Genomic DNA, 20,977 nt, shown 5'->3' on the forward strand with positions numbered 1-20,977 from the left:
AGAACCGTGAGTCTCATCGATGTTCTTCCCGCCGACCCCGAACCCGATTCCCTCTTCGAGGCGTTCGCCTCGTGGACCGAGGAACGGGGCCTCACCCTGTACCCGCATCAGGAGGAGGCGCTCATCGAGGTCGTCTCCGGGTCCAACGTCATCCTCAACACCCCCACCGGCTCCGGCAAGAGCATGGTCGCCACCGGCGCCCTCTTCGCCGCGCTCGCCCGTAACGAGTGCGCGTTCTACACCGCGCCCATCAAGGCCCTGGTGTCGGAGAAGTTCTTCGACCTGTGCAAGATCTTCGGCACCGAGAACGTCGGCATGATGACCGGCGACGCCAGCGTCAACTCCGACGCCCCCATCGTGTGCTGCACCGCCGAGGTCCTGGCCCAGATCGCGCTGGTCGAGGGCAAGCACGCCGACATCAACACCGTGGTCATGGACGAGTTCCACTTCTACGCCGAACCCGACCGCGGCTGGGCCTGGCAGGTCCCCCTCCTGGAGATGCCCCAGGCGCAGTTCCTGCTGATGTCGGCGACGCTGGGCGACGTCACCCGCTTCGAGGAGGACCTGGAGAAGCGCACCGGACGCCCCACCGCCGTGGTCGCCTCCGCCGAGCGCCCGGTCCCCCTGTACTACGACTACCGCGTCACCCCCCTGCACGAGACGCTGGAGGAGCTGCTCGGCGAGGGCCAGGCGCCCGTGTACATCGTGCACTTCACCCAGGCGCAGGCCATCGAGCGCGCGCAGTCGCTGACCAGCATCAACATGTGCACCAAGGAGGAGAAGGCGGCGATCGCCGCCGAGATCGGCAACTTCCGCTTCACCACGAAGTTCGGCCGGAACCTGTCCCGCTACGTGCGGCACGGCATCGGCGTGCACCACGCGGGCATGCTCCCCAAGTACCGCCGCCTCGTCGAGCGGCTCGCGCAGGCCGGTCTCCTCAAGGTCATCTGCGGCACCGACACCCTCGGGGTGGGCGTCAACGTGCCCATCCGCACGGTGCTGTTCACCGCGCTGAGCAAGTACGACGGCGTGCGCGTGCGCCGCCTGCGCGCCCGCGAGTTCCACCAGATCGCCGGACGGGCCGGGCGCGCCGGGTTCGACACGGTCGGCCACGTGGTCGCCCAGGCGCCGGAGTACGTCATCGAGAACGAGAAGGCCCTGGCCAAGGCCGGCGACGACTCCAAGAAGCGGCGCAAGGTGGTGCGCAAGAAGGCCCCGGAGGGCTTCGTCTCCTGGGACGAGGCCACGTTCCGCAAGCTCATCGACGCCGACCCCGAACCGCTCAACTCCCGTTTCCGGGTCAGCAACGCGATGCTGCTGAGCGTGATCTCGCGGCCCGGCAACTGCTTCACCGCCATGAAGCACCTGCTGACCGAGAACCACGACGACCGCCGGACCCAGCGCCGCCACATCCACGAGGCGATCGCCATCTACCGGTCGCTGCTGGACGGCGGCATCGTCGAGACGCTGCCGGAGCCGGACGCGCAGGGCCGGACCGCGCGCCTGACCGTCGACCTGCAGGCCGACTTCGCGCTCAACCAGCCGCTGTCCACGTTCGCGCTGGCCGCGCTGGAGCTCCTCGACAAGGAGTCGCCGACCTATCACCTGGACGCGCTCACCGTGGTGGAGTCCACGCTGGACGACCCGCGGCAGATCCTCGGCGCCCAGCTCAACAAGGCCCGCGGCGAGGCCGTCCAGCAGATGAAGATGGACGGCATCGAGTACGACGAGCGCATGGAGCGGCTGGAGGAGATCGACTACCCCAAGCCGCTGGAGGAGCTGCTCGACCACGCCTACGAGGTCTACCGGACCGGGCACCCCTGGGTAGGCGACCACCCGCTGCGGCCCAAGACCGTGGCGCGTGACATGTACGAGCGCGCGATGACCTTCGTCGAGTACGTGGGCTACTACGAGCTGGCCCGCTCGGAGGGCCTCGTCCTGCGCTACCTCGCCAGTGCCTACAAGGCGCTGAACCAGACGGTGCCCGACGACGCCAAGACCGAGGAGCTGCGCGACCTCACCGAGTGGCTGGGCGAGCTGGTCCGCCAGGTCGACTCCAGCCTGCTCGACGAGTGGGAGCAGCTCACCAACCCCGAGGAGGAGGGGCCCGAGGGCGTCGAGCCGGCCGAGGAGAGGGTGCGGCCGGTCACGGCCAACGCCCGTGCCTTCAAGGTGCTGGTGCGCAACGAGATGTTCCGCCGGGTGGAACTGGCGTCCCGCCGCCGCTACGGCGACCTGGGCAAGCTCTCCCAGGACGGGGAGTGGACCGGCGAGGAGTGGGCGGAGGCGGTCGAGGCCTACTACGCCGAACACGACGCGATCGGGACGGGTCCGGACGCCCGCGGCCCGCAGATGCTCCTCATCGAGGAGGAGACGGGCCTGTGGCGGATCCGGCAGATCTTCGCCGATCCCGCGGGCGACCACGACTGGGGCATCAGCGCGGAGGTCGACCTGGCCGCCTCCGACGCCGAGGGCCGCGCGGTCGTGCACGTGGTGGACGTCGACCGGCTCTGACCGGGTTCGCCCCGGGCCCGCGTTCGGGGCCCGGGGGTCAGTCGAGCAGGTGGGCGTTGGCCGCCCGGACCCCGGCCGCCAGGTCGGGGCGCTCGACCACGGTCCGGCCGGCGGCGGCCAGCCGTTCGGCCCCGTCGCAGTCCACGAACAGCGCGGGCTCGCGCCAGGCGAACACCACCCGCGGCACGGGGGTGGTCAGGATCAGTCCGCTGCACGCCAGCGGCCGCGAGGCGCGGGCGCTGCACGGCTCCAGGGACGAGTACAGGGTGGCCCGCGCCAGGCGGGGGTCGGCGCGGTCCGCCTCGCGCAGCGCCACCTCCTCCGCGTGGTCGTGGGGGTCGTCCCGGCGCGAGTAGCCCTCGCCGAGCACGGTCCCGTCGGCGGCCACCACGACGGCGCCCACCGAGAACGCGGTCTCCGAGTCCGGGCACAGCAGGGACAGCTCGACCGTGCGGCGCAGCCAGTGCGCGTCGGCGTCCCCGTCGGCGGGCGGCGGGCCCGTGGGGCTCACGGGGCTCACGCGGTTCCCCCGGCCGGCTCGGCGACGTAGCGCAGGACGGCGACGTCACCGAGCGCGCGCGCCTCCGTCAGGCGCAGCGGCGAGGACGGGGTGAAGGCGAAGGGGCCGGGCAGCACGAAGCGCGGCGCGTCCTGATCGCCGACGAAGAAGGGGGCCACGGCCACGCGGAGCTCGTCGACCAGCCCCTCCGTGAGGAACATGGTGTGGATGTGACCGCCGCCCTCCACCAGGAGGCGCCCCACGCCCCGATCGGCCAGGTCGGCGAGCACGCCCTTGGCGGTGGGCGGGTCCCCGGCGTCGGCGACCGCCACCGGCGGCAGGTCCTCGGCCCGTCCGGCGAGCGCGCGGCGGGCGGTGTCCAGCCCCGCTCCCCCGGTGTGCACGACCGCCCCGGCGTCGCCGGTGGTGAAGAACCGTGCGTCGGGGTCGAGGGCGCCGGACCGGGTGACCACGCACTTGAGCAGGTTCTCGGTCCGCCCCTCGGCCGCGCGGCGGCGCCGCAGCTCCGGGGAGCGCACGAGCAGACGGGGGTTGTCGGCGCGCAGCGTGCCGGCGCCGACCAGGATCGCGTCGCACTCGGCGCGCAGCGCGTCGATCTCGGCGAAGTCCGCCTCGTTGGACAGGCGCAACCGGTCGGGACCGGCGTCGTCGATGCGGCCGTCGATCGACATCGCGCAGCTCAGGATGGTGTACGGACGGTCCATGCCCCCAGGTTAGCCCGGGCCCACCGACCGGAAGGACTTATTGGCCGCTGACCTGCGGTCGGTGCCTTCCCGTGCTTTCACCTCCACGACTTCGGATTGTCGCGGCCGGGGAACCCGGCGCGTAATTGCACGCGGGAATAGGTGCGGACCTATTCCCGGTGTCAGCTGTCCGCTACGCGCACGCACGCGGAGCCCTCTCCGGAGGGTCACGGGACGATCTCACCGGCCACGCGCATCTCCCGCTGAAAGCCCCCTCCGGTGCAGGCAGGGGCTTGTGCCTTCGTGCACAGCTCCAGATTCCTCACAAAATGGACATTGGGCGTATATGTCCCAGTCGGCCCAGGTCGGGCGTAACACGATTCGGCAAGCGCGACAAGGGCAGAGTGACAGATGTTTTTCCGACCTGTGTCCGTGACTCGGTTAACAAGCGCGTCAACAACGAATACAATCCAGAGGTCGGCTCACTTCCCCACCTCACATAGAGGACGGCGATGTCTCGATTCACCTCCCCCGATTTCCTGAGGCAGGCGGGGGGCAAACACGTCCGGGCCAAACCTCCGCCCGTCGTCGACCTGGCACGGCCCAGTCTGGCGCGGTTCCACTCCTTCCACCTCAAGGGCAAGGACCACTTCGAGGTCGACCGCGAACTGGCCACCCGCGCCGAACAGGTCGCCCCGGGGTTCCAGGACGTCGTCCTCGGTGAACGCGCCTTCCTGCAACGGGCGGTGCGGTTCCTGGCCGCGGACCTGGGCATCCGCCAGTTCATCCAGATCGGCGCCGGCCTTCCCGCGCCCGGCGACCCGCACGAGATCGCCCACGAGACCGACCCGGGCGCCCGGGTGGTCTACGCCTCGGACGACGCCATGGTGCTCACGCACCACCGCGCGCTGCTGCGCAACGGTCGGACCACCGCCGCGGTCCAGGCCGGGCTCACCAGCCCCGACCGTGTGCTGGCCGACCCCGAGACGGCCAGGATCATCGACCTGAACCAGCCGGTGGGGCTCCTGCTCACCGGCGTGGTGGCGCACGTGGCGGACGCCGACGACCCGGCCGCGCACATCGCCGCCCTGCGTGACTCCCTCGCCCCCGGAAGTCATCTGGTCCTGAGCCACTACTGCCGCCCCGACGCGTCCGCCTACCCCAAGGACGCTCAGCGCGCGGCCGTACTCGAACAGGTCTTCGCCGAACACCTCGGTTCCGGGCGCTGGCGTACGGAGAAGGAGATCGAGGCCTTCTTCGCGGGCTGGCGGCCCGTGCCCCCCGGTGTGCTCCAGGCCCAGCGGTGGCGGACGCTGCCGGTCGCACCGCCCGTCCCCGGCTGCTACCAGATGCCGCAGCGCAACCGGCGGCTCATCGTCGGCGGCGTGGGCCGACTCTGACGGCACCCCCCGTCCCCGCGCCTGAGCCCTCGGCCCGGCAGCGGGCGGGGGCCGCCGCATGCCCGCCGACCCCGCCGTCCTCTCCGCGCGCGCAGCGACGGCCCGCCGGTCTCCCGACGGGCCTCGATCCGTTCACCGCCGCCGCTACCGCACGGCCATCGATGGGCGCAGCCCCGGCGACCCGTTGACCGTGCCCGGCCCCGGCCCGGGCCGCCCGGCCGCACCGGCCCGCCTCAGGCCGCGCGGTCGGCCCTTCTCGGCAGGGCGAACGCGGCGGCCAGCCCGGCGAGCGCGAAGGCGGCCGTGGCGCACAGGGCGACACGCATCCCCTCCGCCGAAGCCACCCGCAAGGGCTCTCCGGCCAGTCCGTCCAGCCCCGTGGCGTACACGCCCACCAGCACCGCGAGCCCGGCGGCGGCGCCGAGCTGCAGCGCGGTGGACGCCATCCCCGACGCGGCCCCCTGCTCCCGGTCGTCGACGCCGGTCGACGCGGCGATCCACATGCTCGTGTAGGTGACGCCCATGCCCACACCCAGGACGACCGTCCCCGGCAGGACCGTCCACAACGACCCGTCGACCGTCAGCCCCAGCGCGAGCAGTCCCGCGCCGGCGGCGTTCAGCACGATGCCGACGAGCAGGGTGGTCCGGGTACCCCACCCCCCGACCAGCCGATCGCTGACGATGTTGCCGAGGGTGATGGAGAGCGTGGGGGCGAGGAAGGCCAGCCCGGTCTCCACGGCGCTGAACCCGAGCACGTCCTGGAAGTACAGGGTCAGGAAGTACGGCGCGTTCTGCACCGAGAAGCCGAAGACGAGGATCACCGCCATCGCCGCGCTCAGGTGCCGGTTGCGGAACAGCCGGAGCGGCATCAGCGGGGTGCGGCTGCGGGTCTCGACGACGAGGAACCCGGCGAGCAGCACCACCGCGAGCAGCCCGGAGAACACGACCGGCGTCGACGACCAGCCGAGTTCGGGCCCCTGGGCGACGGCGAACACCAGCAGGGTCGTGCCCGAGGTGCCCACGAGCGCACCCGCCAGGTCGAACCCGCCCGCTCTCTCCCGGCGCTCGTCCTTGTCCAGCAGCACGAACGCCGCCGCGACGCCGACCACGGCGAGCGGGACGTTGACGAAGAACACCGCCGCCCAGCCGAACGCCCCCGTCAGCGCTCCGCCCAGGAGGGCGCCGAGGCTCAGACCTCCGGCGCCCGCCGCCGCCCACACCGTCAGCGCGCGGTTGCGTTCCCTGCCCTCGGGGAAGCCGCTGTTGACCAGGGAGAGCACGGCCGGGAAGAGCAGCGCTCCGCCCAGCCCCTGCACGACCCGCGCTCCGATGAGCACCTCGGGCGTGGTGGCGAATCCGCCCACGAGGGAGGACAGGCCGTACAGGACCATGCCCGTGACGAACATGCGCCGCTGGCCGAGCAGGTCCGACATCCGTCCGCCCAGGAGCAGGAAGCCCCCGTAGAAGACGACGTAGGCGGTGACGACCCATTGGAGGGAGTGCGCGGTGAAGCCCACCTCGGCCGCGATCTCGGGCAGAGCCACGAAGACGATGGTGAAGTCGAGGCTGATGACCAGGTGGCCCAGGGCCAGCAGGGCCAGCGTCAAGCCGGAGGTGCTCCGGGCCGACGAAGCGCGGGTGGCGGTCATGCCGAGCTCCTCGACGTGCGCTCGCGGGCGTCGGCGCTTCGCGCGCCGGCGGCCTGCCGGGCGATCTCCACGAGGGCCTGCTCCTGGTCCCGCGGCAGTTCCAGCCCGAAGACCGTGCGCAGGATCCGCGGCACCTCGTCGGCGGCGATCTCCCGCTGGGCCCGCTCCCCGTGGGGACGGTGGCTGGTCAGAGTCAGGCCGTTGAGCGTGCGGCGGACGTCGTCCCCGTTGTGGTGGACCACGATCCCCTGGGTGAAGGGCGATTCGGGATCGGTGGAGGCGACGTGGTTGTATCCGGCGTAGTCGGCCCGGTAGTAGCGCTCCCCCGTGAACTGGACCAGGTTGAACCAGCCGCCGGGTTGCCGCAGCCGCAGCACCCAGTGGTCCTGTTCGGAGCGGTCCATGCGGTACTTCCAGCGGCCGGTCGCCACCTCCGCGCCGGCGACGAGGGGGATCGGTCCGCGCGGGCCGGAGGAGCCGACGCCGACGTCCACGTGCCAGTCGACGCCGTCCAGGACGACGGAGAGGATGGTGTGGGCGACGGGGCCCATCTCGCGCTCGTCGCCGCCCATGAGCATGCGGGCGGCGCGCCCGGTCACCTGGAAGCCCAGCCGATCCAGGACCGAGGCGAACAGGATGTTGTGCTCGTGGCAGTACCCGCCCCTTCCGCGGCGCACCAGCTTGTGCTGGAGCGACTCCGTGTCGAGGAGCACCGGTGTGCCGAGGAGGGGGTCCAGTCCCTCGAAGGGGATCGCCTCCAGGTGGGCGCGGATCAGGGCCTCCAGGGTCGTCAGGGTCGGGGTGAGGGGACCGTCGTAGCCGATGCGGTCCAGGTAGGCGGGCAGGTCCAGGGGAGCCGAATCCCAGCGGGTCGAGGGATGGGTCTCGGTGGTGGGCATGGTGGCGCCCTTCCGATCGATGGGAATGGTGGGAGCGGTCGCGGCGGGGCACACGGCGGTCAGTCCTGGCGTGCGTCGGCCAGCGCCCCGGCGAAGGAGGCCAGGCGCGCCCCCTGGTAGCGGGCGGCGGCCAGGACGCGCTTGACGTGCTCCGGGTCGCCCTCGGCCCGGCTCTGGGCCAGGCTCGTGCCATAGGGGTTGCCGCCCGCGGCGCTGACGACGTCGTAGTCGACGTATCCGGTGGGCACGACGACCGAGCCCCAGTGGAAGAACGTGTTGTACAGGGACAGCAGGGTGGACTCCTGGCCGCCGTGCTCCTCGTAGCTGGCCGTGAACCCGGTGGCGGCCTTGTCGGCGAGCTCGCCCGCCTGCCACAGCCCGGCGGTGGTGTCCAGGAACTGGCGCAGCTGGGAACTCACGTTCCCGAAGCGGGTGGGGGTGCCGAATGCGTATCCGTTGGCCCACCGCAGGTCGTCGTGGCCGGCCGCCGGCAGGTGGGCGGTGGCGTCCAGGTGGGCGCGCCACTGGGGATTGGAGTCGACCGCCTCGTCCGGGGCCAGTTCGGCCACGCGGAGCAGGCGGACCTCGGCCCCCGCGTCGACCGCCCCGTCGGCGACGGCCTCGGCCAGTCGGTGGACGGTGCCGGTCGCGGAGTAGTGGATGACGGCGATGCGGGCGTTGCGTGCGTTCACGGTGTGCCTCTCTCCCGGCGGGCGCCGGTGTCCCGGTGTCCCGCCGTTTCAGGTCGTTGGCCTCGTGCGGTCCACCCTGCGTCCCGGCCCTTACCATCGGCTGCTCGACCGCTGACGGTCCTCCGACGGCGGCGCCCCGCGCCCGCCCGGCGGAGGCGCCCCGTGGGGGCGGACCGGCGGCGTTGGGCTACCGTGACGCCATGAGGTTCGGGGTGCTGGGTCCGCTGTCGGTATGGACCTCGTCGGGAGAGGCGGTGCGGATCCCGGGGGCCAAGGTCCGGGCTCTGCTGTGCGTCCTGCTCGTCCACGAGGGGCACCCGGTGTCCGCCGACCGGCTGGTGGAGGACCTGTGGGGCGCCTCTCCCCCTCGCCACGCCTCCGGCGCCCTCCAGGCCAAGGTGTCGCAGCTGCGACGGGCGCTGGAGGAGGCCGAACCGGGAGGCCGCGGCCTGGTCGAGCTCGGCCCGGCGGGGTACCGGATCGTGGCGGCCGACGTGGACGCGGCGCGGTTCACCGCGCTGTTGGACCGGGCCCGTGGGAGTTCCGGCCCCGGCGAGCGTGCCGCCCTGCTCCACGAGGCGGTCGGCCTGTGGCGCGGACCCGCGCACGCCGACGCGGCCGACGAGGAGTTCGCGCGCCCCGCGGCGGCCCGGCTGGAGGAGGCGCGGCTGACCGCCTTGGAGGACCTGGCCGAGGCGCGCCTGGAGCTGGGCGAACACCAGCTGCTCGTCGGTGAGCTGGGCGCCCTGGTGGACCACCATCCGCTGCGTGAGCGGCTGCGCGCCGCCCATCTGAGGGCGCTGTACCGGTCGGGCCGCCAGAGCGAGGCGCTGGAGAGCTACGAGCGGCTGCGCGTGCGCCTGCGAGAGGACCTGGGGGTGGACCCCGGCCCCGACCTGGTCGCCCTGCACCGGTCGATCCTGGCGCAGGACCCGGAGCTGGCCGCGTCCCCCGCGCCGGTCCGCCCTTCCACGAACCTGCCGGTCTCGCTCACCGACGAACCCGACGGCGGACTCGTCGGCCGGAGCGCCCAGATCGACCAGGTCTGTGATCTCGTCCTGCACCACCGGCTGGTCACGTTGGTCGGCACCGGCGGCGTCGGCAAGACCCGGCTCGCGCTGGAGGCCGCACGCAGGACCGCCGGCCGGTTCCCCGACGGGGTGTGGCTGGTGGAGCTGGCCAGGCTGCGCCCCTGCGCCGGGGTCGAGGGGACCGCCGACGGCGTCGCCGAGGCCGTCGCCGAGGCGCTGGGCCTACGGGAGGACACCGTCTCGGGCGGGGGCGACCGGCGCAGCTCCATCGAGCGCTTGTGCGAGGCCGTGCGGGACCGTCGCCTGCTGCTGGTGCTGGACACCTGCGAACACCTGGTGGACTCCGTCGCCCGCTTGGGCGAGCGCCTGCTCGGCGGCGCGCCCGGGGTGCGGGCGCTGGCCACGAGCCACGAGCAGCTCGGGGTGGCGGGTGAACGCGTCCATCCGGTGCCGCCGCTGGACCTGCCCCCGGTGGACGCGGGCACGGAGGACCTCGCCGCCTCGGGCGCGGTGCGCCTGTTCGTGGCCCGCGCCGCGGAGGCCTCCCCCGGGTTCACCCTGGACGCGGACAACGCGGCGGCGGTGGCCGCGGTCTGCCGACGGCTCGACGGCATCCCCCTCGCGCTGGAGCTGGCCGCCACCCGGATCCGGGCGCTGCACGTCCACGACCTCGCCGCACGGCTGGACGACCGCTTCCGGGCGCTGGGCAGCGGACGCCGGACCGCTCCCCCGCGACAGCGGACCCTGCGCGCGGTCATCGACTGGAGCTGGGGCCTGCTGTCGGAGGCGGAGCGCGCGGTCCTGCGCAGGCTCGCCGTGCACCGGGGCGGCAGCACCCTGGCCTCCGCCGAACGGGTGTGCGCGGGCGGCGGCGTCGAGGGCACCGACGTCCTGGACCTGCTGTCCCGCCTCCTGGAACGCTCCCTGGTGGTGGTCGACGAAGCCGAGCCGCGCCGCTACCGGCTCCTGGAGTCGGTGGCCGACTACGGCCTCGAACGGCTGGAGGAGTCCGGCGAGGCCGAAGCCGCGCGGCGCGAACACGCGAGATACCACGCCGAGCTGGCGGAGGAGTCCGAACCGGCTTTGCGCGGGCACCTCCAACACGTGTGGCTGCGCCGGCTGGACGCGGAGTCGGCGAACCTGCGCGCCGCCCTGGACTGGGCGGTCGAACAAGGTGAGAGCTCGACGGCGCTGCGGTTGGCGGGCGCGACGGGCCGCTACTGGTACCTGCGCGGGCGCGCCCCGGAGGCACGGCGGAGCCTGGCGGCGGCCCTGGGCGTGGTCGCCGACCCGGTACCCGTCGCGGACTCGCTGCGCTTGCGCGCGATGGCGTGGCAGGCCTGCTTCGGGTTCCTCGAACACGGAAACAGCGACCCCGGGCACCTGCTGGGTGTCGTGCTGCAGGGGTACGACGCGATCGACGATCCCGTGGGATCCGCGCACGCGCGGGTCCAGTGCGCGTTCGCGATGATGGGGTCCGGAGACGCCTCACGCGCCCGGGAGATCGCGCGGGAGGCGCTGACGGCCTTTCGGCGGCTCGGAGACCGCTGGGGCATCGCCGCCTCCCGGTCGATCCTCGCCGAACTGTGCTCCGTCAACGGCGACCTCACCGGCATGCGGGAGGAGGCGACGCAGGCCGAGTCCTTGTTCCGCGAGGTGGGCGACCGCTGGGGGCGCCTGCACGCCACTCGGCTGCTGGCGATGCTCGCCGAGATCAGCGGCGACTACGAGACCGCGCGGCGGCTGTCCACCGAGGGGCTGCACATGGCCGAGGGGCTGGGGCTGTGGGCGGCGGTGTCCTGGCATCTGGCCGCGCTGGGCCGGTTGAGGCTCCTGGCCGGTGACTTTCCCGCCGCGACCGACCTGCACGAGAGGGCGCTGCGCGTGGCCCAGGAGCAGGCCTACGGATCGAACGCGGCGTTCGCGGCGAACGGGCTGGCCCTGGCGGACCGCAGGACGGGCCGGCTGGACGCCGCCGAGGCCCGCCAGCGTGAACTGACGGAGTGGAACCGCAGCCGGGGGTATCTGCCCGGCGTCTGCCTGGGGCTGGCCGAACTCGGCTTCGCGGCCGAGTTGCGCGGGGACGCCGACACCGCCCGCGACCTGCACGCGCAGGGGCTGGAGGTGGCCCGGGAGTCGGGTGACGCGCGCGCCGTCGCGCTGGCCCTGGAGGGGCTGGCGGGCGCCGCGGCCCTGGGCGGCGCGCCGGCGCGTGCCGCGCGGTTGCTGGGCGCCGCGGCGGCGACGCGGGAGTCGGTGGGCGCGCCGCTGCCGGACGCCGAGCGCGGGGACGTGAACCGGATCGGTTCGCGGGCGCGCGAGGCGTTGGGCGACGCGGACTTCGAGAAGGCGTTCGACGAGGGGCGCGCCCAGGGGATCGGGATCGAGGCCGTCTGAGCCCGAGGGCGGGGAGCGCCGGGGCGGAACGGGCCGCGGCCCGCGGACGGACCGCGGCGCACGGCCGACGGCGGACGGCGGACGGCGGACGGCGGAGCCCGCTCGTCCCGCACACGCGAAAGGGCCCTTTCCCGAGGGGAAAGGACCCTGATCTGCTCCCGCGACTGGACTCGAACCAGTAACCTGCCGGTTAACAGCCGGCTGCTCTGCCGATTGAGCTACGCGGGATCGCGTTCCTCCGCGGCTCTGTGAGCCGCGGCGACACCCATAGACTAGCGCCCCCGAGGGGGTGCTCGCGACGCCGTTTTCGGGCATCGTCGGCTCCCGCGACTGGACTCGAACCAGTAACCTGCCGGTTAACAGCCGGCTGCTCTGCCGATTGAGCTACGCGGGATGGCGCTCGTCCACGGCTCTGTGAGCCGCGGCGACACCAATAGACTAGCGCCCCTGACGACTCCTCGTGACAGTGTCGGCCCGTGTGGGCGGCGCCGTGAGCGGGTACCGTCGAGACATCGTCTCCAAGGCCTGAAGAGGGACCATGCGCTATCGGATCACGTTCGTCGCCGGACTCGCCATCGGATACGTCCTGGGTGCCAAGGCGGGCCGGGCACGCTATGAACAGATGTCCCGCACCGCCCGCAAGGTGGCCGACAGCCCCGTCGTCCAAGAGGTCGCCGGGCTCGTGGGCGCCCAGGTCGGCAACGCCGGCCGGACGGTCTACGACAAGGCCGTCGACAAGATGCCCATCACCTCGGTCCGCGACTTCCTGGCGCGGCCCACCGACGAGGAGCTCCGCACCATGGAGCGGGAGACCCCCCGGGAGACCGCGGACGACGGGGCCGGCGGCCGCTAGTGTTCGGCGCCGGAGTGCCGGAGGGCGTTCGCTCCCGCCTGGAGCGGGGCGAACGCGTTCTGGCCCACGCGCCCGTCGTCGGAGAGGGCGAGCTGGTCGCCAGCACCGAGGCCCTCTACCTGCCCGACGGGCGCCGCGTGCTGTGGCAGGACATCGACCAGGCCCGGTGGAGCACCGAGACCTTCACCTTCATGGAGGAGGGCGCGGGCGAGCACAGCGTCGCGCTGCGGCCCCTGGACTACCGGCGGCTGGCCGAGACGGTCGCCGAGCGCGTCACCTCGACCATCCTGGTCAACCGGTTCGTGCCCTTCCCGCGGGCGGACTCCGCCACGGGCTTTCGCCTGGTCGCGCGCCGGGCCCCGGGGGGCACGGAGGCGGACTGGAGGGTCCACCTGGGCGAGGGCGTCGATCCCCACGACCCCGCCCTCGCGGACGCCGTCACCGACGCCCTGGCGCTCCTGCACGACCAGATGGGCGTCTGAGCCGCCGGGCCCCGCCGAGGCGGCGGGGCCGGCGGCCCACGGTCACTCCTTCGGTGGCAGGGCCGCGGCGAGGACCTCGGCCAGGTGCAGCGCCCGGCGGTCCGTCCCCTGCTCGATCTGCGTGCGGCAGCTGTAGCCGTCGGCCAGGACGAGTGTGTCCGGCGCGGCCGCCCGGACCCGGGGCAGCAGCTCCTGCTCCCCGATCGCGGTGGACACCTCGTAGTGCCCCTCCGTGAACCCGAAGTCGCCCGCCAGCCCGCAGCAGCCCGAGTCCAGCACCTCGCCGTCGATCCCGGCGCGCGCGATGAGCTTGCGGTCCTCCTCGAAGCCGATCACCGCGTGCTGGTGGCAGTGCACCTGGGCCAGGGCCGAGGCCGCCACCCGGGGCGGCTCCCAGTCCGGCGCGTACGCGTTCAGGAACCCGGACAGCGTGTGCACCGCGCCGGCCACACGCTCGCTCTCCGGGCCGGGCAGCAGTTCCAGCAGGTCGTGGCGGAGCGCCGCGGTGCAGCTCGGCTCCAGGCCCACCACCTGCAACCCCTCTTCCACCAGCGGTGACAGGGCCCGCACGGCCCGGCGCATCACCCGGCGGGCCACGTCCAGCTGACCGGTCGAGACCCACGTGAGCCCGCAGCAGACCTGTCCGCGCGGCAGTACGACGGTGAACCCCGCGTCCTCCAGGACCCGCACGGCCGCCGCCGGCACCTGGGGGTGCAGGAAGTTGCCGAAGGTGTCCGGCCACAGCACCACCCGGCGCCCGCCCGGGCGCGGTCCGCGCCGACGGTAGGCCCGGGTGAAGGTCGTGCGCGCGAACGCGGGCAGGTCCCGTTCGCGCGCCACGCCCGCCATCCGCTTGGCGATCCGCGAGACCCCCGGCAGCGCGGCCGCCCGGTTGGCCTCCGCCGGCGCGATGCCCGCCAGCCGGGCCCACAGCGGCAGCCAGCCCATCGAGTAGTGCGCCGCGGGGCGCACCCGCCCCTTGTAGTGCTGGTGCAGGAACTCGGCCTTGTAGGTGGCCATGTCCACGTCCGCGGGGCAGTCGCTCAGACAGCCCTTGCACGACAGGCACAGGTCCAGGCTCTCGCGGACCTCCTCCGACCGCCAGCCGTCGGTGATGACCTCGCCGCCCGCCATCTCGAACAGCAGGTGCGCCCGCCCGCGGGTGGAGTGCTTCTCCTCCCGCGTGACCTGGTAGCTGGGGCACATCACGCCCGGGCCGCTCTGGCGCCGGCACTTGCCGATCCCCGAACAGCGCCGCAGCGCCTTGCCGAAGTCCCCGCCGTCCGCGCCGTAGGCCAGGGTCGCCCCCGCCACCAGCGGCAGGCCGACCCGGACGTCGGCGTCCAGCGGCAGCGGATCGACGATGACACCGGGGTTCATCAGGCCGGCCGGGTCCCACAGGCGCTTGAACTCACCGAAGGCCCGGATGAGCCGCTCGGGGTACATGCGCGAGAGCAGCTCCGAGCGGGCCTGCCCGTCGCCGTGCTCGCCGGAGAGCGAGCCGCCGTGCCGGACCACCAGGTCGGCGGCCTCCTCCATGAACGCCCGGTACTCCCGCCGCCCCTTCTCCTCGGTGAGCTCGAAGTCGATGCGCACGTGCAGGCAGCCGTCGCCGAAGTGCCCGTAGACGACCCCGAAGCGGCCGTGGCGCTCCATGAGGGCCTCGAACTCGCGCAGGTAGTCGCCGAGGTGGGCCGGGGGCACGGCGGCGTCCTCCCACCCGGACCAGGCCTCCCGGCCGTCGGGGGTGCGCTGGGTGAGCCCGGCCCCCTCCTCGCGGATGCGCCACAGGGCCTTCTGGTGGGCCGCGTCGACGACCACCACGGAGCCGCTGGGCCGTTCGGACAGGTCCGCCAGCATCGACTCCGCGGCCCGGACCGCGTCCTCGGCGTCCTGCCCCGCGATCTCCACGAGCAGCCAGGCGCCGCCCTCGGGCAGGGGCACGCGTGGGCCGCCGTGCTCGTCCAGGGCGGCGACCATGCGGTGGTTGATGCCCTCGACGGTCAGCGGCCGGTGGGTGAGCAGGGAGGGCACGGCGTCGGCGGCCGCGGGCGCGTCCGGGTAGCCGAGCACGGCCAGGGCGCGCGCGGGCGGGGACTCCACCAGCCGCACGGTGGCCCCGAGGACGAACACGCACGTGCCCTCGCTGCCCACCAGGGCGGCGGCCACGTGGCGGCCCTTCTCCGGCAGCAACCGGTCCAGGCCGAAGCCCGAGACGCGGCGGCGGAAGTCGGGCATCGCGGTGCGCAGTTCCTCGCGGTAGGTGTCGACGAGCCGGTCCAGGGCGGCGTGGACCTGACCGGCGCGCCCCTCGGTGTCGGCCTCGACCGGGCCCGCGCCCACGGTCATCCGGGTGCCGTCGCTGAGCAGGACGTCCAGGGAGACGATGTTGTCGGCGGTGGTGCCCCAGGCGACCGAGTGGGAGCCGCAGGCGTTGTTGCCGACCATCCCGCCGATGGTGCAGCGGCTGTGCGTCGAGGGGTCGGGGGCGAAGGTGAGTCCGTACTCGGCGGTGGCCTCCCGCAGATCGTCCAGGACGACCCCGGGCTGCACGGTCGCGGTCCTGGCCTCGGGGTCGATGTGCTCGATGGTCCGCAGGTGGCGCGAGGTGTCGATGACGACGCCGGTGCCGATGGCGTTGCCGGCGATGGAGGTCCCCCCGCCCCGGGGCACCACGGACACGCCGTGGTCGGCGCACACGCGCACGGCCGCGACGCAGTCCTCGACGGTTCTGGGCACGACCACCGCGAGCGGGACGCGCCGGTAGTTGGAGGCGTCGGAGGTGTAGAGGGCGAGTGTGCCGGCGTCGAAGGCGACCGTGCCCTGGACGGCGTTCTCCAGGTCGTGTCGCAGACGGGCGGATGCTGTGTCGCTGTGCGGGTCGGCCATGCACCACAGCGTGGCGCGCGGGGTCCCGGCGTGGCAACCGTCACGCGCCCGAATTCCGGTGGGACCTGGGCCGGGCGCCCGGACCGCGCCGCGCCCGTGCCGGGGACGTGCCCGACGGGTGGCCCACGCCCCGGGGCGTGGGCCCCGCCCGCCCCCGCCCGCGCCCGCCCGCGCCCCGGTCAACCCCGCAGGGACTCGTCCATGGCGCGCACCAGCTCCCCCTCGGGGTCCATGTCCAGGTTCCAGACCATCAGCCCGCCCAGCCCCCGCTCGGCCACGTAGGCGCCCTTGAGGTCGACCACGTCGGCGTTGTCGTAGGTCCACCACTCGTCGCCGTCGTAGACCCAGTACGCGCCCGCCTCCTCGTCCAGGTGGCGCTCGCCCTGCAGCTCCTCCGCGTCCGCGAACGCCTTCGTCGGCCCGTCGTAGTCGTCGTCGGCGGGCCCCTCGGCGGGCTGTCCGCGCCCTGCGTCGGCGGGCTCCACGCCCTGCCACCCGCGCGCGAAGGCCGGCAGGCCCATCACGAGCTTCTCCGCCGGAGCGCCCTGGTCCAGGTAGCGCCGGACCGCGGCGTCGACGCTGTGGGCCTCGGGGCCGGACTCGGGCGCGTACAGGTTGGAGTGGTGCGCGGTCCGCTCCATCCACGGGCCGGAGAAGTCGTAGCCCTGCACGGTCGCGAAGTCGACGTGCTCGAACACCGCGCCGTCGTAGGACTCCGCCGCCCCGGCTCCGCCGGGGAGCGACACCGACAGGGTGTACTCCTGGCCGGTCTCCCGCTCCAGCGCGTCGAGCTGCCTGCGGAACTCCGCGACCAGCAGCGGGAAGTTGGCCGGATCGTCGGCGTGCTCGGTGTTGTCGGGATGCCCGCCTCCGGAGGGCCACTCCCAGTCCAGGTCGATGCCGTCGAACACCCCGGCCGCCGCCCCTGGTCCGCCCTGGGGCTCCTCCCCCAGCACCGGCAGGTCGCCGCGCAGCCACAGGTCCACGCAGGAGGACACGAACGCCTCGCGCGACTCCTGGGTCCGGGCCGCCTCGGAGAAGTGCGTGGACCAGTTCCAGCCGCCCAGGGACAGGCTCGCGCCCAGGTCGGGGTGGAGTTCGCGGAGCCGGAGCAGCTGGTGGAGCCCGCCGGCGAGCGGCTGGGCGTAGGAGTCGGCCTCCCCGCTCACGCTCTCGTCGGCGGAGTAGCGCCGCTGGTACAGCTCCCAGGGCTGGTCGTGGTTGTCCTCGGGGATGTGGCAGAGCCCGTCGGGGCTGGTCGCGCCGAAGGCCCACATCAGCCGGGTGAGGCGCTGCGCGGCACCGTTGTCGTGGAGCTCACCGATCGTGAACCCGCGGTTGGCGGCGTTCCAGTCGGCGTAGTAGCCGATGCGTTCCAGCCTCTGCCCGCTCACGGCCACCAGGACTCCCAGGATCAGGACGCCGGCGACCACCGCCGCGCCGATGACGATCAGCGGACGCCGCCCGACGCGGCCGAGCGTTCTGGTCGAAGGGGAGGCGTTCACCCTTACGACGGTAGGGGGCGCACGGGACGAACGGCGGCGGTTCGGCCCAGGTCGGCCACATCAGGCCGTTCCCGGGGGCAGGGGAACCGGCGCGGCCCTTCGCACGTTGGTACGGGATCGAGGGCGGGCTCGGCTCGCGGGCTCGGCTCCTGGGGGTCCGCTCCCGGGGCTCGGGCCGACGCCCGGGGCTCAGCTCGTGAGGTAGTCGCGCAGGGTCCCCGCCCTGGACGGGTGGCGCAGCTTGGCGAGCGTCTTGGCCTCGATCTGGCGGATCCGCTCCCGGGTCACCCCGAACTCCCGCCCGACCTCCTCCAGGGTGCGGGGGTGGCCGTCGGCCATCCCGAACCGCAGCCGGATGATGCGCCGCTCACGGTCGGACAGGCCGCCCAGGAGGTCGCGCAGGTGCTCCTGCAGCAGGTTGAACGCGGCCGCCTCGACCGGGACCACCGCGTCGGAGTCCTCGATGAAGTCGCCGAAGTCGGACTCCTCCTCGCCGATGGGCGCCTGGAGGGACACGGGTTCGCGGGCGATGCGCTGGATCTCCAGGACGCGTCGGCCGCCGAAGCCCGCCGCCGAGGAGATCTCCTCGACCGACGGCTCCCGGCCGAGCCGCTGGTGGAGTTCGTGCTGGAGGCGCACGAGCTTGTTGATGGTCTCGACCATGTGCACGGGGATGCGGATCGTCCGCGCCTGGTCGGCGATGGCCCGGGTGATGGCCTGCCGGATCCACCACGTGGCGTAGGTGGAGAACTTGAAGCCGCGCGTGTAGTCGAACTTCTCCACCGCGCGGATCAGCCCCAGGTTCCCCTCCTGGATCAGGTCCAGGAAGAGCAGCCCCCGGCCCATGTAGCGCTTGGCGATCGACACGACCAGGCGCAGGTTGGCCTCGATGAGGCGTCTTTTGGCGCGGGCGCCCTCCTCGGCCAGGGCGGCGAGCTCCTCGGGTCCGCACTCCGCCGTGGCGTCGCGGCGCTGCGCGTACAGGCCCACCTCGACCGCCTTGGCGAGCTCCACCTCCTGCTCGGCCGACAGCAGCGGCACCCGGCCGATCTCGCGCAGGTAGAGCCGGACCAGGTCCGAGCCCGAGCGGCCGCCGCCGGCTCCCGCCGAACCGCCGCTCCCCGCCGCCTCGGCGGGGGGCACGGCCTCGCCGGAGTCGGCGTCCGGATCGGCCACCTCCACCCCGATCCGGGCGAGCTGGTCGACCGTCCGGTCGAGGTCGCCGGCGGGCGCGTCCAACCGTTCCAGTGCCGAGGCGACCTCGACACGGGTGGCCGTTCCCCGTCCCGGGTCAGGAAGAAGTCCGGCGACTTGGCGAGCAAGCGGAATTTCTTTGGTCACAACCATGGGAGCCACCCCACCATTGTGCCCACAAGGCTACCGAAAGAGGGAGATCTATTATTGTCACCCCCGCGGCACACTCAACCCGAGGCCTCCTCCTGGAGGGCACGTTTTTGCTGCTGAAGCACCATGAGCTCGGTGGCGACCCGCTCCTGTTCCTCGGCCTGAGTCCGTGGATCGAGCCGGGACAGCTGCGATTTGAGGTTTGCCATCCGCCGGTTGATGGAATGAGTTCTGATTGTGCCCAGCATTTGTGCGGCGTAATGCCGGTCGAGTTCTCCATAGAACTCGATCCCCTCGACCGCCAATCGCGTGAGGAAATCGCGCTGGGCGTCGGTGGGCGCCGCCTCGCGCAGGTCGATGGCCCACCGGCCGGGGTCGTGCGCGGCGGCCACGCCGCCCAGGCCGCGGATGAGGGCGAGGACGGCCTTGTGCTGGGGGACGGTGAAGTCCTCGTCGGAGAACTCGTCGAAGCCCACGGCCAGGCCCGGGTGCTGCACGGCGATCTTCAGGGCCTGGCGCTCCCGCTGCACGGAGGGGTCGCGCAGGTCGTAGGGCGCCTCGCGGGCGTCCGGTGTGACCGGGGGGCCGGACGGGGCCCCCTCCCGGGTCCGCACACGGCCCTGCGCGCGCGCTCCGGTGCGCTCGGCGCCCCGGCCGCCGGGCCGGCCCATGTGCTGGCGCACCCGGCGCAGCACGAAGGCCTCGTCCATGAGTCCGAGCCACCGGTCCAGGTTCTTGCCGTAGGCCAGGCGCACGCCCTCGTTGCGGATGCTGGCCACGACGGGCGCGGCGGCGTCCAGGGCGGCGATCCGCCCCTCGGCGGTGGTGAGGTCGTACTCCTCCATGACCTTGCGGATCATGAACTCGTACAGCGGCGCGGCCTGGTGGACGAGGTCGGCGACGGCCTGCGGCCCCTGCTGGATGCGCAGGTCGCAGGGGTCGAGCCCGTCGGGCTGCACGGAGACGAAGGTCTCGGAGGCGAACCCGTGCTCCTCGGCGAAGGCGCGGACGGCGGCCTTCTGCCCGGCGGCGTCGCCGTCGAAGGTGAACACCACCCGGCCGCCGTGGTTGGAGCGTCCCTGGAGCATCCGGCGCAGGATCTTGACGTGGTCCTCGCCGAAGGAGGTCCCGCACGTGGCCACGGCCGTGGGCACCCCGGACAGGTGGCAGGCCATCACGTCGGTGTAGCCCTCGACGATGACCGCCTCGTTGTGGCGGGAGATCTCCCGCTTGGCGAGGTCGAGACCGTACAGCAGCCGCCCCTTGTGGAAGATGGGGCTTTCGGGGGAGTTGAGGTACTTCGGCCCGTCCTCCTCGGAGTCGAGCTTGCGGGCGCCGAAGCCGACCACCTCGCCGGTGACCTCGCGCACCGGCCAGAGCAGTCGGTTGCGGAAGCGGTCGTAGGCGCCGCGCCGCCCCTGGCTGGCCAGGCCGCCGGTGATGAGCTCCTGGTCGGTGAAGCCCTTGTTGCGCAGGTGGGTGGTGAGGTTCTCCCAGCCGGCCGGCGCGAAGCCCAGTCCGAACTGTTCGGCGTTCTCCCGGTTGAACCCTCGGTCGGTGAGGAAGCGCCGCGCGACGACCGCCTCGGGCGAGAGCAGCCGTTCGGCATAGAACTCCGCCGCGGCGCGGTGCGCCTCCAGCAACCGCTGGCGCTGGCCCTCGTCGCCGCGCCGGGTGCTGCGGCCGCCCTCCTCGTAGCGCAGGGTGATGCCGCTCTGCTTGGCGAGCGACTCCACGGCCTCGGCGAAGCTGAGGTTGTCGATGCGCTGGAGGAAGGAGATCGCGTCCCCGCCCTCCCCGCAGCCAAAACAGTAGAACAGGTTCTTGGAGGGAGTGACGTTGAAGGACGGCGACTTCTCGTCGTGGAAGGGGCACAGGCCCTTCAGGGAGCCGCCGCCCGCGTTGCGCAGCTGTAGGTACTCCCCGATCACGTCCGCGATGGGGGTGCGATCGCGCACCAGTGCGATGTCTTCGTCCTTGATCCGTCCAGCCACGCTTTCCAGCGTAGTTCGCCCCGACGACGCTCGAACCAGCGTTCGCTCCGGTGCGCCCATACGCCGTCACACGGTGCCACCGACGCCCCGGGCGATGACGAGGGTCGCGCCGTACTCCTCACGTT

At 73.1% G+C, this 20,977-nt stretch carries 14 protein-coding genes and 2 tRNA genes; 5 read left to right on the forward strand and 11 right to left on the reverse strand.

Translation table 11 applies throughout. The features are described 5' to 3' along the window. Positions 1-6 precede the first annotated feature (6 nt). Positions 7-2,514, forward strand: a complete 2,508-nt coding sequence (locus DFP74_RS28720) for an RNA helicase (RefSeq protein WP_121186520.1) — start codon at positions 7-9, stop codon at positions 2,512-2,514. 37 nt (positions 2,515-2,551) lie between these two features. On the opposite strand, the gene DFP74_RS28725 is transcribed toward DFP74_RS28720, so the two are convergent. Together DFP74_RS28725 and DFP74_RS28730 are read right to left on the reverse strand one after the other, a co-directional pair. Further along, positions 2,552-3,034 carry a deaminase gene (locus tag DFP74_RS28725; protein WP_199725808.1) on the reverse strand — a complete coding sequence of 161 codons (483 nt, stop codon included), beginning with the start codon at positions 3,032-3,034 and terminating at the stop codon, positions 2,552-2,554. Then, positions 3,031-3,738, reverse strand: coding sequence for a dihydrofolate reductase family protein (locus DFP74_RS28730; protein ID WP_121186522.1), 708 nt, complete (start codon positions 3,736-3,738; stop codon positions 3,031-3,033). Before DFP74_RS28730 ends, DFP74_RS28725 begins: the two co-directional genes overlap by 4 nt. A 491-nt stretch (positions 3,739-4,229) precedes the next feature. On the opposite strand from DFP74_RS28730, the gene DFP74_RS28735 reads away from it, so the two are divergent. Then, the gene (locus tag DFP74_RS28735) at positions 4,230-5,117 is read left to right on the forward strand and encodes an SAM-dependent methyltransferase (RefSeq protein WP_121186524.1); all 888 of its coding nucleotides are present in this window, start codon (positions 4,230-4,232) and stop codon (positions 5,115-5,117) included. Between the two features lie 233 nt (positions 5,118-5,350). On the opposite strand, the gene DFP74_RS28740 is transcribed toward DFP74_RS28735, so the two are convergent. From DFP74_RS28740 to wrbA, 3 genes are read right to left on the reverse strand one after another with little or no spacing between them, the layout of a single operon-like run. After that, positions 5,351-6,766, reverse strand: coding sequence for an MFS transporter (locus tag DFP74_RS28740; RefSeq protein ID WP_121186526.1), 1,416 nt, complete (start codon positions 6,764-6,766; stop codon positions 5,351-5,353). Further along, positions 6,763-7,665 (reverse strand): arylamine N-acetyltransferase, encoded by a 903-nt coding sequence (locus DFP74_RS28745; RefSeq protein ID WP_121188591.1) that lies wholly within the window; start codon positions 7,663-7,665, stop codon positions 6,763-6,765. Before DFP74_RS28745 ends, DFP74_RS28740 begins: the two co-directional genes overlap by 4 nt. Positions 7,666-7,724: 59 nt before the next feature. Further along, a complete protein-coding gene (wrbA, locus tag DFP74_RS28750) occupies positions 7,725-8,357 on the reverse strand; it encodes an NAD(P)H:quinone oxidoreductase (RefSeq protein ID WP_121186528.1) in 633 nt (210 codons plus the stop codon). 200 nt (positions 8,358-8,557) lie between these two features. On the opposite strand from wrbA, the gene DFP74_RS28755 reads away from it, so the two are divergent. Next, positions 8,558-11,785, forward strand: a complete 3,228-nt coding sequence (locus DFP74_RS28755) for a BTAD domain-containing putative transcriptional regulator (RefSeq protein ID WP_121188592.1) — start codon at positions 8,558-8,560, stop codon at positions 11,783-11,785. A 155-nt stretch (positions 11,786-11,940) separates the two neighbouring features. Here DFP74_RS28755 and DFP74_RS28760 read toward each other — a convergent pair. Both DFP74_RS28760 and DFP74_RS28765 read right to left on the reverse strand, forming a co-directional pair. Continuing rightward, positions 11,941-12,013: transfer RNA gene (locus tag DFP74_RS28760), tRNA-Asn, on the reverse strand. A 93-nt stretch (positions 12,014-12,106) separates the two neighbouring features. Continuing rightward, positions 12,107-12,179: transfer RNA gene (locus tag DFP74_RS28765), tRNA-Asn, on the reverse strand. A 144-nt stretch (positions 12,180-12,323) separates the two neighbouring features. Here DFP74_RS28765 and DFP74_RS28770 point away from each other — a divergent pair. Both DFP74_RS28770 and DFP74_RS28775 read left to right on the forward strand, forming a co-directional pair. Next, positions 12,324-12,638: a hypothetical protein gene (locus DFP74_RS28770; protein ID WP_121186530.1), complete on the forward strand. Its 315-nt coding sequence runs from the start codon at positions 12,324-12,326 to the stop codon at positions 12,636-12,638. A gap of 14 nt (positions 12,639-12,652) precedes the next feature. Continuing rightward, positions 12,653-13,120, forward strand: a complete 468-nt coding sequence (locus DFP74_RS28775) for a hypothetical protein (protein WP_233571200.1) — start codon at positions 12,653-12,655, stop codon at positions 13,118-13,120. 42 nt (positions 13,121-13,162) lie between these two features. Here DFP74_RS28775 and DFP74_RS28780 read toward each other — a convergent pair whose 3' ends face one another. The 4 genes from DFP74_RS28780 to dnaG all read right to left on the reverse strand — a co-directional run bounded on the left by DFP74_RS28780 (position 13,163) and on the right by dnaG (position 20,852). Beyond that, complete coding sequence (locus DFP74_RS28780; RefSeq protein ID WP_121186534.1) at positions 13,163-16,009, reverse strand: FAD-binding and (Fe-S)-binding domain-containing protein; 2,847 nt, start codon at positions 16,007-16,009, stop codon at positions 13,163-13,165. A gap of 179 nt (positions 16,010-16,188) precedes the next feature. Then, positions 16,189-17,514, reverse strand: a complete 1,326-nt coding sequence (locus DFP74_RS28785; protein WP_121186536.1) for a glycoside hydrolase family 18 protein — start codon at positions 17,512-17,514, stop codon at positions 16,189-16,191. Positions 17,515-17,703: 189 nt separating this feature from the next. After that, positions 17,704-18,861, reverse strand: coding sequence for an RNA polymerase sigma factor RpoD (rpoD, locus tag DFP74_RS28790; protein WP_121186538.1), 1,158 nt, complete (start codon positions 18,859-18,861; stop codon positions 17,704-17,706). A gap of 74 nt (positions 18,862-18,935) precedes the next feature. Next, on the reverse strand, positions 18,936-20,852 hold the full coding sequence (dnaG, locus tag DFP74_RS28795) for a DNA primase (protein ID WP_121186540.1): 1,917 nt from the start codon (positions 20,850-20,852) through the stop codon (positions 18,936-18,938). Positions 20,853-20,977: the final 125 nt, after the last annotated feature.

The sequence above is a fragment of the Nocardiopsis sp. Huas11 genome (assembly GCF_003634495.1).
Classification (GTDB): Bacteria; Actinomycetota; Actinomycetes; order Streptosporangiales; family Streptosporangiaceae; genus Nocardiopsis.

Bases quoted from the DNA above. Each gene is read 5' to 3' on its own strand.
- DFP74_RS28730 (WP_121186522.1), bottom strand. From the start codon at position 3,738: ATGGACCGTCCGTACACCATCCTGAGCTGCGCGATGTCGATCGACGGC.
- DFP74_RS28735 (WP_121186524.1), top strand. From the start codon at position 4,230: ATGTCTCGATTCACCTCCCCCGATTTCCTGAGGCAGGCGGGGGGCAAA.
- DFP74_RS28740 (WP_121186526.1), bottom strand. From the start codon at position 6,766: ATGACCGCCACCCGCGCTTCGTCGGCCCGGAGCACCTCCGGCTTGACG.
- DFP74_RS28745 (WP_121188591.1), bottom strand. From the start codon at position 7,665: ATGCCCACCACCGAGACCCATCCCTCGACCCGCTGGGATTCGGCTCCC.
- DFP74_RS28755 (WP_121188592.1), top strand. From the start codon at position 8,558: ATGAGGTTCGGGGTGCTGGGTCCGCTGTCGGTATGGACCTCGTCGGGA.
- DFP74_RS28770 (WP_121186530.1), top strand. From the start codon at position 12,324: ATGCGCTATCGGATCACGTTCGTCGCCGGACTCGCCATCGGATACGTC.
- DFP74_RS28780 (WP_121186534.1), bottom strand. From the start codon at position 16,009: ATGGCCGACCCGCACAGCGACACAGCATCCGCCCGTCTGCGACACGAC.
- rpoD (WP_121186538.1), bottom strand. From the start codon at position 18,861: ATGGTTGTGACCAAAGAAATTCCGCTTGCTCGCCAAGTCGCCGGACTT.